This window comes from Bacillus sp. FSL K6-1560, from assembly GCF_038592935.1.
In the GTDB taxonomy this organism is placed as follows: Bacteria; Bacillota; Bacilli; order Bacillales; family Bacillaceae; genus Bacillus; species Bacillus subtilis.
On sequence record NZ_CP151946.1, the window covers coordinates 3,107,346 to 3,123,160 of the forward strand.

Below are 15,815 nucleotides of genomic sequence, written 5' to 3' on the forward strand. Positions count from 1 at the left end.
TACATGACAATTACTCATACCTATTCATCTACTGCCGAAACATCGCCCGGCCGTGTAGCGATCCAGACTGATTCGGAGCAAATCACGTACCATGATTGGGATCGGCTTGTCTCTCAAACCGCAAATTGGCTGCGGTCACAGCCGAGCATGCCGAATCGTGTGGCGATCCTGCTCCCAAATAGTCTGGCGTTTTTACAGCTGTTTGCCGGAGCCGCAGCAGCTGGATGCACAGCCATTCCCATCGACACACGCTGGAGCCCGGCTGAATGTAAGGAGCGGCTGTCCATAAGCAATGCGGATCTTGTGGTTACTTTAGCCTTTTTCAAAAACAAACTGGCAGATAGCCAGACACCTGTTGTTTTGCTGGATAACTGTATGGCAGATATTTCTGAAGCAACCGCTGATCCCTTGCCTACCATTGATCCGGAGCACCCTTTTTATATGGGATTTACGTCGGGCTCGACAGGAAAACCGAAGGCCTTTAGGCGATCTCACCGCTCATGGATAGAGAGCTTTACCTGTACAGAAACAGATTTTTCGATTTCATCAAATGACACGGTATTGATTCCCGGGACGTTAATGTCCTCTCACTTCTTATACGGGGCAGTCAGCACTTTGTTTCTCGGAGGAACCGTTTGTTTGCTGAAAAAGTTTTCTCCTGCCAAAGCGAAGGAATGGCTGTGCCGTGAATCCATCAGTGTTCTCTATACCGTACCGACGATGACAGACGCCCTCACAAGGATTGAGGGTTTTCCCGACAGTCCCGTCAAAATCATTTCATCCGGCGCAGACTGGCCGGCAGAATCCAAGGAGAAGCTTGCCGCTGCATGGCCTCATCTCAAGCTGTACGATTTTTACGGCACATCAGAGCTTAGTTTTGTGACGTTTTCTTCACCGGAAGACAGCAAACGGAAACCGCATTCAGCGGGCCGCCCTTTTCATAATGTCCGGATCGAAATCCGCAACGCTGAAGGAGAACGCTGTCAGCCAGGCGAAGTCGGAAAAATATTTGTCAACAGCCCGATGCGGTTTTCCGGCTATGTGAACGGCAGCACACCAGATGAATGGATGACAGTGGATGATATGGGCTATGTTGATGAAGAGGGCTTTCTATACATATCAGGAAGAGAAAACGGGATGATCGTGTACGGAGGATTAAATATTTTCCCAGAAGAAATTGAACGTGTGCTTCTCGCCTGCCCAGAGGTTGAAAGCGCGGCTGTCGTTGGCATTCCCGACGAGTATTGGGGAGAAATCGCTGTAGCTGTCATTCATGGAAACGCTAATGCCAGAACACTGAAAGCCTTGTGTAAACAGAAATTAGCCTCCTATAAAATTCCGAAAAAATGGGTGTTTGCAGACAGCTTGCCGGAAACGAGCAGCGGAAAAATTGCCCGTTCCAGCGTGAAAAAATGGCTGGAAGAGAGTATACAGTATAAATGAATGCGGTTATTGTTGATGCAAAACGAACGATCTTTGGAAATCAAAACGGACTGCTGAAGCCCTTCCTGCCGGAGGATTTGTCAGCTTCCATCATCCGCTGTCTCAGCCGAAAGCTAGAGGATCAAATTGACGAGGTCATTCTCGGAAACGCTACCGGCAGAGGCGGCAACCTCGCCAGACTGTCAGCCCTTCAAGCCGGACTGCCTTTATCGGTTCCCGGAATGACAATTGACAGACAGTGCGGCTCCGGCCTTGAAGCTGTGCGCTATGCCTGCAGCCTTATTCAAGCGGGAGCCGGCACGATGTATATCGCGGGCGGCTCAGAAAGCAGCAGCCAATCCCCTTTTTCAGAACGGGCCCGCTTTTCTCCAGATGCCATCGGCGATCCAGACATGGGCATTGCGGCAGAATATACGGCTGCACGCTATTCCATCAGCAGAAGCATGCAGGATGAGTACGCCCTTCTCAGCCATCAACGCAGCAGGAACGCGCATGATGGAGGATTTTACCGTGAAGAAATTGTTCCTCTCGGGGAATTGGAGACGGACGAAGCATTTTTGAAAACGCGGCCAATAGAAGCGATTATTCCCCGTGCAAAGCCGGTTTTCGACACCAGCTCCGGAACAGTCACAGCAGCCAACAGCAGCGGCATAGCAGACGGAGCAGCGGCTCTTTTGGTAATGGAAGAAGAAAAAGCGGCAGCCCTGGGACTTAAGCCTGTGCTCCGGTTTATCGGCAGCGCAGTCAGTGGGATTCACCCCAACTATCCGCCCGCGGCACCGGTTGATGCGATCCGTAACCTCTTACATACACACGATGTAACACCTGAGGATATCGGTTTATTTGAAATCAATGAAGCCTTTGCCGTCAAAATTTGTGTCTGCTCGAAAGAACTCGGCATTCCCTTTTCAAAAATCAATGTGCGCGGCGGCGCATTAGCTCTTGGCCATCCATACGGTGCATCAGGTGCAGCTCTGGTAACCAGATTGTTTTATGAAGCGAAAAGACGGACAGACTGTCAATATGCTGTTGCAGCCATCGGAAGCGGCGGCGGAATCGGGCTGGCGTTATTATTTGAAGTTCTTGCATAGGCTTTTTCATAGGATGCACGCTTTCGATTTAGTATAATAGTGATATGAATAAAGTCAGGAAGGGGATTTTATGACAGCCGTTTGTTTAGTAAGACATGGAGAAACCGATTGGAACCTGCAGCAAAAATGCCAAGGCAAAACCGATATTCCGCTAAACGCAACAGGTGAACGCCAAGCCAGAGAAACCGGAGAATATGTAAAGGACTTTTCTTGGGATATTATTGTGACGAGCCCGCTGAAAAGAGCGAAAAGAACCGCGGAAATTATTAATGAATATCTGCATCTTCCGATAGTCGAGATGGATGATTTTAAGGAACGCGATTACGGCGACGCGGAGGGCATGCCGCTGGAGGAACGGACAAAGCGCTATCCAGATAACATCTATCCGAATATGGAAACGTTAGAAGAACTCACTGACAGGCTGATGGGCGGTTTGGCAAAAGTGAACCAGGCGTATCCAAACAAGAAGGTGCTGATCGTGGCGCACGGTGCGGCAATTCACGCCCTGCTGACGGAAATATCCGGCGGTGACCCGGAGCTTCAAAGCACCCGTCTCGTCAACGCCTGCCTCAGCAACATTGAATTTGCAGAAGAAAAATGGCGGATAAAAGACTATAATATTAACAGCCACTTATCCGGCTTTATCAAATAAGAAAAAGACAGGCGTTTGCCTGTCTTTTCTTTTATTTCTTAGCAGCCGGCATCTCTTTTTGAAGCTCGTCCAAAATGGCATTCGCCCCGTCTACACTGCGGCGCAGAGACCACACCGCACGGTCCACGTGGTATACATGCCCGTTTTTCACTGCCTTCAGTTTTTTCCAAAGGACATTCTTTTCGATCGGGCGTTTACCGTCGGCATCGAGGTCATCTGTTTTTCCTGTCATCAGGATGATCACATCCGGATCTGTTTTCAGCAGCTGCTCCAGTGTCATTTTCATATTCACAGAGTCGCCGCCATTGCTTGAATCGCTATTGCCTGACGTACTGATTGCATATCGATAGCCGACCTGTGTTAAAAGTCTTGATGTAAAGAAGTTTTCATCCCTGGCCATAATCGTATCATTTGTATTTCCGATCAAAAGCACGGACTGGCTGTTCGCGCTGATTTTCTGCTTTGTCTCGCTAAGCTTTTCTTCATGCGCCGTCAGCTTTTTCTCCATTTCCTTCTCCTTGCCGACTGCTTTTGCAATCGTAAGTGAAGCGTCAATTGTATCCTGATAATCAGCATTTAAATTATTAAGCGCAATCGTCGGCGCTATTTTTTTCAGCTGATCGTACACCTTCTTATGCCGGGTCGTGTCAGCAATAATTAAATCGGGTTTTAATGAAGCGATCTTTTCCATGCTTGGCTGTGAGCGAGTGCCGACAGATGTGTAGCCGTCAATTTTCTTCAGCACATCCTTGTTGATCAGCTGCTTCGCTTTGTTGTCATCGGCAACCCCGACAGGCGTAATGCCGAGATCAAGCAGTGTATCAATAAAACCAAGCTCAAGAACAACAACCCGCTTCGGATGCTCAGGCACATTTGTCTTCCCTAAATCATGTGTTACCGCCACTTTATGTTCTTTACTGTTTTGATTGCCGCTTGAAGACGAGCAAGCAGCCGTTAAGACAGAAAGAAGTAAAACTGTAAGAATAATCAGTGTTTTTTTCATATGTTCCAGTCTCTCCTGTTGGTAGTTTCTATGGTTAAGATGTCCAAGAGTAGTATAACACGGAATGAGAATCATTATCACCAATTATTTTTTAAAATGAGAAGAGAAAGTTCCGCTTACATGAAAATCTTGTTTCGCGACACAGCAGTCCAGCAGCTGATCATCCTGTCCACAAAAAAGCTTGCAGAAAAATAACATTCTCTGCAAGCTGATCCTGTTAAAGCTTCACAATCACTCTTCCTTGAATGCGATTTTGCAAAATATCTTTTAACGCACCCGGCGTTTCTTCCAATGATACTTCCCTGTCCACGATGGTCAGCAGCTGATCAGGCTTGAGATCAGAAGACATGCGCTCCCAAACAGCGGCTCTGACGTCCATCGGACAGTATACTGAATCGATTCCGAGCAGGCTTACTCCGCGAAGAATAAAGGGATACACCGTTGCCGGAACTTCTCCTCCGCCGGTTAAGCCGCTCACTGCGACAGATCCACCGTATTGAATTTTGCTTAAAAGCGAGGCAAGCTGTTTTCCGCCGACTGGATCAACCGCTCCCTGCCATTGCTGCTTGGACAGCGCCTTAAGCGTTCCGTCATAGACATCTTCCCTGCTGATTACTTCGCTTGCACCGAGCTGTTTCAAATAATCAGCCGCCTCCCGGTTTCCGGTGCTTGCCACCACATCATAGCCCCGCTTGTTCAGCATCGAAACCGCAATTCCGCCGACACCGCCGGTTGCTCCTGTGACTAGCACGCTGCCTTTTTCCGGAGACAGACCGTTCTGTTCAAGCCGATGCACTGATAACGCCGCAGTAAATCCCGCCGTTCCGTACACCATCGCTTCTTTTAACGAAAGATTCTGTGGCAAAGGCACCAGCCAGTCACCAGGCACCGAAGCGTATTCACTTAATCCGCCATCACGGGAGACACCGAGCTCATAGCTTGTCGCGATCACCTCATCCCCCTCCGCAAAACGCGGATCATTGGAAGAGACGACCGTACCCGCAGCATCAATGCCTAAAATAAGCGGATACTCTCTGACGATATTGCCTCCTGCTTTTCCGGCCAGACCATCTTTGTAATTAATGCCGGAATAAGCAACTTTAATCAGGACACCATCCTTCGGCAAATCCTCTGTTGATATGGTTTTCACATGGACTGAAACATCATCGGCATTTTTTTCTGCCTGCAATGCTTGAAATAACGTTGACATTCGGCACACTCCTTTTCATTTATATCGTAACCGAAGAACGTTCAAAAAACCAAATCATCAAGCCGCCATTTTCACTTCGCCGGCACATTGAGAGAATAATGGACAAATGCGGTATCCTCTTCATAGCCGTTTTGCTCATACAAGCTTCTTGCCTTCCGGTTGTGGTGCTCAGTCTGAAGCGTTAAACATTTTGCCCCGTTTTCCCCTGCATAATCCTTTGCGGCAGAAAGCAGCCGGCCGCCGGCTCCCTTTGTACGCGCATGAGGAACGACAAATAAGTCATTTAATATGTAGATCCTTTTCATTGACACAGAAGAAAACGTTGGATAGAGCTGGGTAAAGCCTATGAATTCTCCATTTTCTTCTGCTATCAAAATAACAGACTCGTGATTTTCCAAACGAGCTTTCAAAAAAGCCTCCGCCCCTTGCAAATCGGATGCCTGTCTATAAAATTTCCGATATTGATTAAACAACGGCGCAATGGCGGCCGCATCTGATGTCTTTGCTTGGCGAATGTTCATCTTATTTCTTCCTCCCTCTCAATAATTTTTTCATTATATCCATTTTCTGTAAAGTTTATTTTTCAGAATACTTTTATCATCATGCTTTGAAAAAATATCACGATAATATCCATTGTTCTCACGGAAGCATATGCAGGTCATTTGAACGAATTTTTTCGACAGGAATTTGCCGGGACTCAGGAGCATTTAACCTAAAAAAGCATGACATTTCAGCATAATGAACATTTACTCATGTCTATTTTCGTTCTTTTCTGTATGAAAATAGTTATTTCGAGTCTCTACGGAAATAGCGAGAGATGATATACCTAAATAGAGATAAAATCATCTCAAAAAAATGGGTCTACTAAAATATTATTCCATCTATTACAATAAATTCACAGAATAGTCTTTTAAGTAAGTCTACTCTGAATTTTTTAAAAGGAGAGGGTAAAGAGTGAGAAGCAAAAAATTGTGGATCAGCTTGTTGTTTGCGTTAACGTTAATCTTTACGATGGCATTCAGCAACATGTCTGCGCAGGCTGCCGGAAAAAGCAGTACAGAAAAGAAATACATTGTCGGATTTAAACAGACAATGAGTGCCATGAGTTCCGCCAAGAAAAAGGATGTTATTTCTGAAAAAGGCGGAAAGGTTCAAAAGCAATTTAAGTATGTTAACGCGGCCGCAGCAACATTGGATGAAAAAGCTGTAAAAGAATTGAAAAAAGATCCGAGCGTTGCATATGTGGAAGAAGATCATATTGCACATGAATATGCGCAATCTGTTCCTTATGGCATTTCTCAAATTAAAGCGCCGGCTCTTCACTCTCAAGGCTACACAGGCTCTAACGTAAAAGTAGCTGTTATTGACAGCGGAATTGACTCTTCTCATCCTGACTTAAACGTCAGAGGCGGAGCAAGCTTCGTACCTTCTGAAACAAACCCATACCAGGACGGCAGTTCTCACGGTACGCATGTAGCCGGTACGATTGCCGCTCTTAATAACTCAATCGGTGTTCTGGGCGTAGCGCCAAGCGCATCATTATATGCAGTAAAAGTGCTTGATTCAACAGGAAGCGGCCAATATAGCTGGATTATTAACGGCATTGAGTGGGCCATTTCCAACAATATGGATGTTATCAACATGAGCCTTGGCGGACCTACTGGTTCTACAGCGCTGAAAACAGTCGTTGACAAAGCCGTTTCCAGCGGTATCGTCGTTGCTGCCGCTGCCGGAAACGAAGGTTCGTCCGGAAGCTCAAGCACAGTCGGCTACCCTGCAAAATATCCTTCTACTATTGCGGTAGGTGCGGTAAACAGCAGCAACCAAAGAGCTTCATTCTCAAGCGCAGGTTCTGAGCTTGATGTGATGGCTCCTGGCGTATCCATCCAAAGCACACTTCCTGGAGGCACTTACGGTGCTTACAACGGCACGTCCATGGCGACTCCTCACGTTGCCGGAGCAGCAGCGTTAATTCTTTCTAAGCACCCGACTTGGACAAACGCGCAAGTCCGTGATCGTTTAGAAAGCACTGCAACATATCTTGGAAACTCTTTCTACTATGGAAAAGGGTTAATCAACGTACAAGCAGCTGCACAATAATAGTAAAAAGAAGCAGGTTCCTCCATACCTGCTTCTTTTTATTTGTCAGCATCCTGATGTTCCGGCGCATTCTCTTCTTTCTCCGCATGTTGAATCCGTTCCATGATCGACGGATGGCTGCCTCTGAAAATCTTCACAAGCACCGGAGGATCAACCTGGCTCAGCCCCGTCACGGCCAAATCCTGAAACGTTTTAACAGCGGCTTCTCTGTTCTCTGTCAACTCGATCCCATACTGGTCAGCCTTATTCTCCTGATAACGTGAGACAGCATTAGAAAAAGGCGTCACCGCAAAGCTCAAAACAGAAAACAAAAGCAATAACAGCGGAAGTGCCGCAAGATCATGCCGCCCTTCTAAATGAAACATGCTGCGGGTTAGGCGAACCGTCCGCTTGTAAAGCTTATCAATGACATAAAATCCGGCGAGCGACACGAGCAAATAGCCAGCCAGACCGATGTAAACGTGCTTCATGACATAATGGCCCATTTCGTGGCCCATAATAAACAGAATTTCTGAATCGTCAAGTTTGTTCAGCGTCGTATCCCACAATACAATCCGTTTATTGGCCCCAATTCCTGTAACATAGGCATTCAGCGCATTTGTTTTTTCTGACATGTTCACTTCATATACATGGTCAGCCGGAATATTGGCTTCATCTGCCAGCTCTAAAATTTTGCTTTCAAGCTCTTTGTTTTTCAGCGGATAAAAATCATTGTATAAAGGATCGATAATGACCGGCTGAATAAAAAACAGAAACAGCGAAAACGGCACTGTTAACAGCCAGGCGTATAACCACCATTTTTTTTTATGCCTTTTGATCAGCCAATAAAATACGAGAACGCAAAGCGTAAAGATTAGAAAGCTGATCCAAAAGCTGATAACCTGATCCTTAGCCCAGCTGGCCGCTGTCTGTGTGGAAATGTTATAATCAAGCGATACTTGATAGCCTATCCAATCTAAAGGCAGCGTCACCAATGTTGTAATCAGCGAAAGCACAAACACAAAACCAACGGTCTGCAAAAAACGAAAAGGCACGGCCGCTTCGATCCATTTCTTGATTTTCTTTGAAACACCGCTGACAAGCAGAACAAAAAACAGAAACCAATCAAGTGGTACCCCGATAAAAAATAAAAAATTCTTGACATTCGAATACTGCTCGGCCACTGCCAACTCAGACGGCTTCATGAAAGAAGCCGGATCAGCCTGCGTCCCTTTCACGGCTTCCGGTATTGCGGAATCACCCGACAGGAAAAAATACCAATAAAAAAACAGCCCGTACAGCACGTAAGCAAGTCCTGCTGCCGCAATCCACTTGCGCATAACGCCTCACTCCTCACATCAACCCGTTACTTCTATTGTAATCATAAATTCAAATTCTTAGAACCAAGCTGTGTTCCGCACTTTTCCACCCTTTTAAGCATGGAAAGCCCGATCGCTGGGAAAACTAACAATGTTTGGAGTGATGCAAATGAAAAAAATAGTGGCAGCCATCGTGGTAATCGGTCTTGTGTTTATCGCATTTTTTTATCTTTACAGCCGATCAGGCGATGTGTATCAATCGGTAGACGCGGATTTGATCACACTGTCTTCAAGCGGCCAGGAAGATATCGAGATTGAAAAAAGACAGCACGTCAAAGATATGCTGGATATTATGAATCAGGGAAAACAGGTGAAGACAGAAAAAACATCAGCCCCTGATTACGAAGGGACAATCAAGTTTCATAAAGACCGGTATGACTCATTCAGACTATGGATTGACGGCAGCCAGCAAGCCGTTTTTTCGAAGGATGGCACATACTACAAATTGAGCAAAAATGATACAAAGGCGCTGCTAAATATTATTAAAAAAGAAGCAAAGGATTGAAAATGAAAAAGCGAAGCTAACCGCTTCGCTTTTTCATTTTATTGGGGCAAAATATCTCTCAGTGCCCGTCTGAGCATTTTCCCCGTCGCATTTTTCGGAATATCGTCAAGAAACGTAATGGCGGCAGGCCGCTTGTATTTTGCCAGATGCTTTTCGCAGTGCTGCATGATGTCCTCCTCTGTTACCCCAGAGCGTTTCGGCACCACATATCCCTTTACCGCTTCCCCGCTTTGGGGGTCCGGCACGCCGATGACAACCGCCTCCTTGACGTCCGGATGGCTGTACAGCACCTCCTCCACCTCCCGCGGATACACATTGTATCCTCCTACAATGATCATGTCTTTTTTCCGGTCAACAATGTAAAAATAGCCGTCCTCATCCCGTCTTGCCAAGTCCCCCGTATAAAGCCACCCGTCTTTTAATGCATGCTCTGTTTCCATCGGCATTTTATAATAGCCCTTCATCACATTGGGGCCTTTCACGATCAATTCACCGACCTGGTGAGCGGGCAGCTCGCGTCCGAGCGGATCTACGACCTTGTTTTCGACATGTAAGATACTTGTCCCGATGGAGCCCGGCTTTCTGCCCCTGTCAAACGGGTTAAAGCACGTGACGGGTGATGCTTCCGAGAGCCCGTAGCCTTCCAAAATGGTAACACCGAATTTTTCTTCAAACGCCGTCAGCAACGCGACTGGCATGGCCGCGCCTCCCGAAATGCACAGCCGGATCGAAGAAAAATCATCTTTCTTTCCGTTTTCATGCTGAAACAAGTAGTTATACATTGTAGGCACACCGGCAAAAATGGTCGCCTGCTGCTGCTTGACAAGCTTAAAAACAGATGCCGGACTGAATTGAGGCTCAATCAAGACAGTTGCGCCGCTCATCAGCGGTGCATTCATACAGACGGTTAAACAAAACACGTGAAACATGGGAAGAGCGCAGACTACATTGTCCCTCTCATCCATTCCCAAATAGCCTGCAACATCGTTGGCATTGCTGTACAAATTCTGATGAGTCAGCATCGCGCCTTTCGGTTTTCCAGTCGTTCCTGACGTATATAAAATAACCGCGGTATCATCAGGGACAAGTTCTTGGTTTTGTTTAGCGGCAGATGTCGGCCGCAATATTTTTGCAAACGTTGTCATTTTCATCCTGACCTCTGGGTCCGCAGCTTCCGGCTCGGCCTCCCCCGTCTGGCATAAAATGACGAGCTCAACCTTTGGCAGCGACTCATGCATGCTCTCATAAAGCGGCAAAAGCTGGCTAACGCCCACGATTGCCTTTACATCGCCATTTGTCAGCATATAACCAATTTCTGTCGGCGTGTACAACGGATTGATGGGAACAACCACGATCCCAGCTTTTAAAGCGCCAAAAAACGCGATGATAAAATCAGGCGAATTGCCAAGCAGCAAAGCTAAATGGTCCCCTTTCTCCATACCGGCTTTCTGAAGGCCGTCCGCAAATCGCTGAATATATTCATTCAGCTCTTGATACGTCATCATGTGATCTTTAAACCTGCATGCGATGCTGTCGGGCTTCTCAGATGCTGTTTCTTCCAATTTTGAAACAAGATTCATTCTCCCACCCCTTAAGTGAATGAATAGTCATTCATTATTGAAGCCAAGCTTTCTTCTCCATTATAGAGAAACAGAAAAAAACACTCAAGAGCAAAAAGCCCTGAGTGTCAGTACTGTCATAGTTTCTTCAATGCTTCGGCAATCGGCGTATCTCCTTCTGTCAGATCAAAGGCCCGATTTTCCGTATTCTTCTCATCTAAAGAGGCAATGACCGTTTTTGCAACGTCATCACGGGAAATAAATCCCCGCTCCAGATCCTTCGCTGCTGAAACAGTTCCCGTTCCAGGCTCATTGCGAAGGCCTCCCGGACGGATAATCGTATAGGTTAAACCGCTCGCTTCCAGAATTTTATCAGCATAATGCTTGGCCACATAATAAGGCTTGAGTGCCTCATTCCAATTTTCACGGTGATGGGCTTGCAGGGCGCTGACCATAATAAACCGTTTGATTCCGGCAATGGCCGCAGCTTCAATGGCTTTTGCCGCTCCATCAAGATCCACCAGCAGCGTTTTATCATAGCCTGTGCTGCCGCCGGAACCGGCTGTGAAAATGATCGCGTCACAACCTTTTGCCGCAGCGGCGATTTCTTCCGGGCTGCCCTCCAGATTCGCAAGCACAGCTTCTGCACCGGCAGCTTCAAGAGACGCTTTCTGTTCTTCTTTTCTGACCATCGCTCTGATGGAATGATCAGGATTATCTTGGAATAAAGAGACGAGTCTTTGCCCGATTTGTCCGTTCGCTCCGATTAAAAACACTTTCATGTGAATCCCTCCTGCCTCCATTATTTCAAAAACACAACCGCTCTTTCAAACGATGTGTTTTGCCTTAGTAAATCAGATCAAGGAAATCCTCTTTCGTAATGTTCCCAAAGTAATGCTTGAGATTCACACCTTCGAGCACATCAGCGATGACGCTGCGTTCGTATTGTTTTCCGACCAGCAGGTTTTCAATTTCAGATACATCACCGACACCGAAGAAATCTCCGAAGATTTTGCAGTCCTCGATTTTGCCTTTCTTGACTTCCAGGCGCAAATCGATCGATCCAACCGGATAACGCTTCGAATGATTAAGGTTAAATTTTGGTGAGCGGCCGTAGTTCCAATCCCAATTCTGATAGCGCTCTTTCGAAATTTGATGAATGGTCTCCCAATCTTTTTCCGTCAGCTTATACTCCGGCACGTTTCCAATGTCGTTTGTGTTAAAAATATGGCGAAGCAAATGGCTGCGGAATTCTTCGGTGGTCATTTTATCATCGATAAACTCACTGATGTTTGCCACTCGGCTTCTGATCGATTTGATGCCTTTTGATTCAATTTTATCCTTTTTCACCTTTAATGCTGATACAACATGATCAATGGCTGAATCAAACATGAGGGTGCCGTGGCTGAAAATACGGCCTTTCGTTGCAAACTGAGCGTTTCCGGATATTTTCCGGCCATCTACTACAATGTCGTTCCGGCCGCTTAATTCGGCTTCAACCCCAAGCTGATGTAACGCCTGAATCACTGGCTCAGTGAATTTTTTAAAGTTATGAAAGCTGTCCCCGTCATCCTTGGTAATAAAGCTGAAGTTCAAGTTCCCCAGATCATGGTACACAGCGCCCCCGCCTGATAAACGGCGGACGACGATAATCCCGTTTTCCTCAACATATTTTGTATTGATTTCTTCTATTGTATTTTGGTTTTTCCCAATGATAATAGACGGTTGATTCACATAAAAGAGCAAATATTGCTGTTCAGGGTCTAAATGCTTTACACAGTACTCCTCGATAGCAAGATTGATCCGCGGATCATTGATATTTTGATTGTCTATAAATAACATGGTGCTCCTCCTTTATCCTTCCCACACAAAACCTGATTTCGCAATATTCACTTCTCCGTTAAAAACGGTTTTCGCTTCTTTGCGAAGGTTGTCATGCACGCCAAAATGCGGCAAATGGGTCAGCAGCAGTTCTCCCGCTCCCGCTTCTTTTGCAATGCGCCCGGCTTCCAGGCTGTTCATATGGCCTGCACTTGTTCCGTCTTGATCGGCATAAAAATTGCATTCTGAGATCAATAAATCAGCATCTTTCGAAAACGGTATAAATGAATCCTGATAGCTGGAATCAGCAGTATAAACGACAGTGTGGCTGCCGTCAGTAATCCGCATGGCATAGCACGTCACCGGGTGAATCGTTTTTAAAAAGGTGATCGTAAACGGACCGGCAGTCAACGGCTGATCCGGCTGATAGGCGATCCCTTTTGTATGTGTTTTATATGTAAGCTTTTGAAACTGTTCTATATCAGCATCATGTCCGTAAATCGGAAGCGTATGCTCTCCTTTGCCGAGAAACGAACCGACTTGCTTGGCAAATTGCAGCGGTCCGATATCAGCGATATGGTCATGGTGATAATGAGACAGAACGACCGCATCCAGCTTTTCCGCCGGCACATATCCGAACAGCTTAGACAAAACGGCACTGCCGCAATCAACAAGCAGAGAGTAATCACCTGACTGAAACAAATAGCCTGACGTCGCTTCATTTGCGGCCGGAAAACCGCCATAGCATCCGATAACTGTAACTTTCATAATGTCCTCCTATCTTTTCAAAAAAAATTGATCCTCCTTCAATATACCCATTTTTCTTGAAAAAAGCATGTTTTAAACATTGTATCAAAACAGTTATTGATTTTTGCGATCTGTTATATTACAATGAAATCACTACAAAGGGGAAAGAGGGATTGGTTATGCTGGGGAAAATCACAGAATTTTTTAGAAACCTGCCTTCGAAAAAGTGTGCGGAATGCGGAAAAAAGATAGAAGAGCAGCATGAGTGTTATGGTAATATCTGCAATGACTGTATAAAAGTAAACGATTTGTAATGAGCGAAAATCCCGCGCCTTACGCGTGGGATTTTCTTATTTTTTCACATATCTCTTAATTTTGAAATAATAGTCAGGTTAGGTCAAAGTTCACCTGTTTTTAGATAATTCTGGTGATTATCATAATGTCATTGAATATTCTTTATTTTCGAAATATAATTTACTATAGACGAATTGATTTCTTATCTATTATAATTTGATCTAATAGTGAGATTAAATATATGTCTATTCATGATATATGTTGATACTTTGTTTTTTGGGAGGTAATCTATGAAAAGAATTAAGTTTGGATTAGCCACACAAATATTCGTTGGACTTATTCTAGGTGTCATTGTTGGCGTCATTTGGTATGGCAACCCAGCATTGCCTACTTACCTGCAGCCAATCGGGGATCTCTTTTTACGCTTAATCAAAATGATAGTGATTCCTATTGTTGTCTCCAGCTTAATCATCGGTGTAGCCGGTGCAGGAAATGGAAAGCAAGTCGGTAAATTAGGCTTCAGAACGATTCTGTACTTCGAGATCATCACGACTTTTGCCATTATTCTCGGACTAGCCCTTGCAAACATCTTCCATCCGGGTACAGGAGTTAATATACACGAAGCTCAAAAATCGGACATCAGTCAATATGTTGAAACTGAAAAAGAACAAAGTAATAAATCAGTGGCAGAAACGTTCCTCCATATTGTGCCGACAAACTTCTTCCAGTCATTGGTCGAAGGGGATCTTCTAGCCATCATCTGCTTTACAGTACTATTTGCATTGGGTATTTCCGCGATCGGTGAAAGAGGCAAGCCTGTATTAGCCTTTTTTGAAGGTGTATCCCATGCCATGTTCCACGTTGTAAACCTTGTGATGAAAGTGGCGCCATTCGGCGTTTTCGCTCTTATCGGAGTGACTGTGTCTAAATTCGGACTCGGTTCTCTTATCTCTCTCGGAAAGCTCGTCGGATTGGTTTATGTCGCGCTTGCTTTCTTCTTAATTGTTATTTTCGGGATTGTCGCAAAAATTGCCGGCATCAGCATCTTCAAGTTCCTTGCTTACATGAAGGACGAAATCTTACTGGCGTTCAGTACGTCCAGCTCTGAAACGGTTCTTCCGCGCATCATGGAAAAAATGGAGAAAATCGGATGTCCAAAAGGCATTGTTTCATTTGTCATTCCGATCGGTTACACGTTTAACTTAGACGGTTCCGTTCTCTATCAATCTATTGCCGCACTCTTTTTAGCACAGGTATATGGCATTGATTTGACGATTTGGCACCAAATTACGCTTGTGCTCGTCTTAATGGTGACATCCAAAGGGATGGCTGCCGTACCTGGTACTTCTTTTGTTGTCTTGCTTGCAACGCTTGGCACCATCGGCGTTCCGGCTGAAGGACTTGCCTTTATTGCCGGCGTAGACCGCATCATGGATATGGCACGTACAGTTGTCAACCTGACTGGTAACGCGCTTGCTGCCGTTGTGATGTCTAAATGGGAAGGCATGTTTAATCCTGCGAAAGCAGAAACTGTTATGTCCCAATCGAAAACAGAACAAAACGCAACCATTTCTGGTTAATGAAAAGCCTGCGGGGTTCTTGCCCCGCAGGCTTTTTTTAATCTTTAACAAGCACAAACAGCTCTGTAATCAAAACAGTATCCTCATTCAGCTCCAGTTCACCGCTTTTGATCAGTTCCGCCCATGCCATCCGATGATCCTCTTGAAACTCCTCAATTCGGTCTCCATTGCCCTCTCCTTTGACTAACCTCATATCAGGCGCACCAAAGGTGGTTTCAAAGACATCTGTCACTTTTATATTGCATCTTGGATTGTCATGTTTATCATAAACGGTAACAAGCTGACCCGCTGTTTGATAAACGTCCCTCAATTCATCTTTTGAATACAATGATTTCGGCGCGCACGTGGCGGTTTTTTCTCCGGCAAGGATCTGCTGAATCAGCTGTTCTCCCAACCCGTCATCACCTTCCCAGCCGAATGTGCTTTTCAGCTTATAAATCTTCATTGGCCCT

At 45.6% G+C, this 15,815-nt stretch carries 16 protein-coding genes; 7 read left to right on the forward strand and 9 right to left on the reverse strand.

The features are described from left to right. Nucleotides 1–3: 3 nt before the first annotated feature. The 3 genes from NYE22_RS16635 (at nucleotide 4) to phoE (ending at nucleotide 3,186) form a co-directional block, all read left to right on the forward strand. The gene (locus tag NYE22_RS16635; protein WP_342411989.1) at nucleotides 4–1,443 is read left to right on the forward strand and encodes an acyl-CoA synthetase; all 1,440 of its coding nucleotides are present in this window, start codon (nucleotides 4–6) and stop codon (nucleotides 1,441–1,443) included. Then, on the forward strand, nucleotides 1,440–2,534 hold the full coding sequence (locus NYE22_RS16640; protein ID WP_342411990.1) for an acetyl-CoA C-acyltransferase: 1,095 nt from the start codon (nucleotides 1,440–1,442) through the stop codon (nucleotides 2,532–2,534). The genes NYE22_RS16635 and NYE22_RS16640 overlap by 4 nt, the downstream gene beginning before the upstream one ends. Nucleotides 2,535–2,604: 70 nt before the next feature. After that, nucleotides 2,605–3,186 carry a phosphatase PhoE gene (gene phoE / locus NYE22_RS16645; RefSeq protein ID WP_003233157.1) on the forward strand — a complete coding sequence of 194 codons (582 nt, stop codon included), beginning with the start codon at nucleotides 2,605–2,607 and terminating at the stop codon, nucleotides 3,184–3,186. Between the two features lie 31 nt (nucleotides 3,187–3,217). Here phoE and NYE22_RS16650 read toward each other — a convergent pair whose 3' ends face one another. The 3 genes from NYE22_RS16650 to NYE22_RS16660 all read right to left on the reverse strand — a co-directional run bounded on the left by NYE22_RS16650 (nucleotide 3,218) and on the right by NYE22_RS16660 (nucleotide 5,920). Next, on the reverse strand, nucleotides 3,218–4,189 hold the full coding sequence (locus tag NYE22_RS16650) for an ABC transporter substrate-binding protein (RefSeq protein ID WP_003233159.1): 972 nt from the start codon (nucleotides 4,187–4,189) through the stop codon (nucleotides 3,218–3,220). Between the two features lie 217 nt (nucleotides 4,190–4,406). Beyond that, nucleotides 4,407–5,399 carry an acryloyl-CoA reductase gene (locus NYE22_RS16655; RefSeq protein ID WP_003233163.1) on the reverse strand — a complete coding sequence of 331 codons (993 nt, stop codon included), beginning with the start codon at nucleotides 5,397–5,399 and terminating at the stop codon, nucleotides 4,407–4,409. A gap of 71 nt (nucleotides 5,400–5,470) precedes the next feature. Next, complete coding sequence (locus tag NYE22_RS16660) at nucleotides 5,471–5,920, reverse strand: GNAT family N-acetyltransferase (RefSeq protein WP_122895189.1); 450 nt, start codon at nucleotides 5,918–5,920, stop codon at nucleotides 5,471–5,473. Between the two features lie 433 nt (nucleotides 5,921–6,353). Here NYE22_RS16660 and aprE point away from each other — a divergent pair, with 433 nt between their 5' ends. Further along, nucleotides 6,354–7,499: a subtilisin AprE gene (gene aprE, locus NYE22_RS16665; RefSeq protein WP_029726299.1), complete on the forward strand. Its 1,146-nt coding sequence runs from the start codon at nucleotides 6,354–6,356 to the stop codon at nucleotides 7,497–7,499. A 38-nt stretch (nucleotides 7,500–7,537) separates the two neighbouring features. Here aprE and NYE22_RS16670 read toward each other — a convergent pair whose 3' ends face one another. Beyond that, a complete protein-coding gene (locus NYE22_RS16670; protein ID WP_161985894.1) occupies nucleotides 7,538–8,818 on the reverse strand; it encodes a M48 family metallopeptidase in 1,281 nt (426 codons plus the stop codon). Between the two features lie 148 nt (nucleotides 8,819–8,966). Between NYE22_RS16670 and NYE22_RS16675 the strand changes: the two genes are divergently transcribed. Beyond that, nucleotides 8,967–9,362, forward strand: coding sequence for a hypothetical protein (locus NYE22_RS16675; protein ID WP_014479359.1), 396 nt, complete (start codon nucleotides 8,967–8,969; stop codon nucleotides 9,360–9,362). A gap of 38 nt (nucleotides 9,363–9,400) precedes the next feature. Here the strand turns inward: NYE22_RS16675 and lcfB are convergent, their stop codons facing one another. The 4 genes from lcfB to NYE22_RS16695 all read right to left on the reverse strand — a co-directional run bounded on the left by lcfB (nucleotide 9,401) and on the right by NYE22_RS16695 (nucleotide 13,510). After that, nucleotides 9,401–10,942 (reverse strand): long-chain-fatty-acid--CoA ligase LcfB, encoded by a 1,542-nt coding sequence (gene lcfB, locus NYE22_RS16680; RefSeq protein ID WP_342411991.1) that lies wholly within the window; start codon nucleotides 10,940–10,942, stop codon nucleotides 9,401–9,403. 116 nt (nucleotides 10,943–11,058) lie between these two features. After that, nucleotides 11,059–11,703: an SDR family oxidoreductase gene (locus NYE22_RS16685; protein ID WP_101501953.1), complete on the reverse strand. Its 645-nt coding sequence runs from the start codon at nucleotides 11,701–11,703 to the stop codon at nucleotides 11,059–11,061. Between the two features lie 64 nt (nucleotides 11,704–11,767). After that, complete coding sequence (gene lplJ / locus NYE22_RS16690) at nucleotides 11,768–12,763, reverse strand: lipoate--protein ligase LplJ (RefSeq protein ID WP_338733053.1); 996 nt, start codon at nucleotides 12,761–12,763, stop codon at nucleotides 11,768–11,770. Between the two features lie 12 nt (nucleotides 12,764–12,775). After that, entirely contained in the window at nucleotides 12,776–13,510 is a 735-nt protein-coding gene (locus NYE22_RS16695; protein ID WP_003233185.1) for an MBL fold metallo-hydrolase, read from the reverse strand. 158 nt (nucleotides 13,511–13,668) lie between these two features. On the opposite strand from NYE22_RS16695, the gene yhfH reads away from it, so the two are divergent. Beyond that, complete coding sequence (gene yhfH, locus NYE22_RS16700) at nucleotides 13,669–13,803, forward strand: protein YhfH (protein ID WP_003244802.1); 135 nt, start codon at nucleotides 13,669–13,671, stop codon at nucleotides 13,801–13,803. A gap of 270 nt (nucleotides 13,804–14,073) precedes the next feature. Continuing rightward, a complete protein-coding gene (gltT, locus tag NYE22_RS16705) occupies nucleotides 14,074–15,363 on the forward strand; it encodes a glutamate/proton symporter GltT (protein ID WP_003245579.1) in 1,290 nt (429 codons plus the stop codon). A gap of 37 nt (nucleotides 15,364–15,400) precedes the next feature. On the opposite strand, the gene NYE22_RS16710 is transcribed toward gltT, so the two are convergent. Continuing rightward, nucleotides 15,401–15,808, reverse strand: a complete 408-nt coding sequence (locus NYE22_RS16710) for an ASCH domain-containing protein (RefSeq protein ID WP_003233192.1) — start codon at nucleotides 15,806–15,808, stop codon at nucleotides 15,401–15,403. Nucleotides 15,809–15,815: the final 7 nt, after the last annotated feature.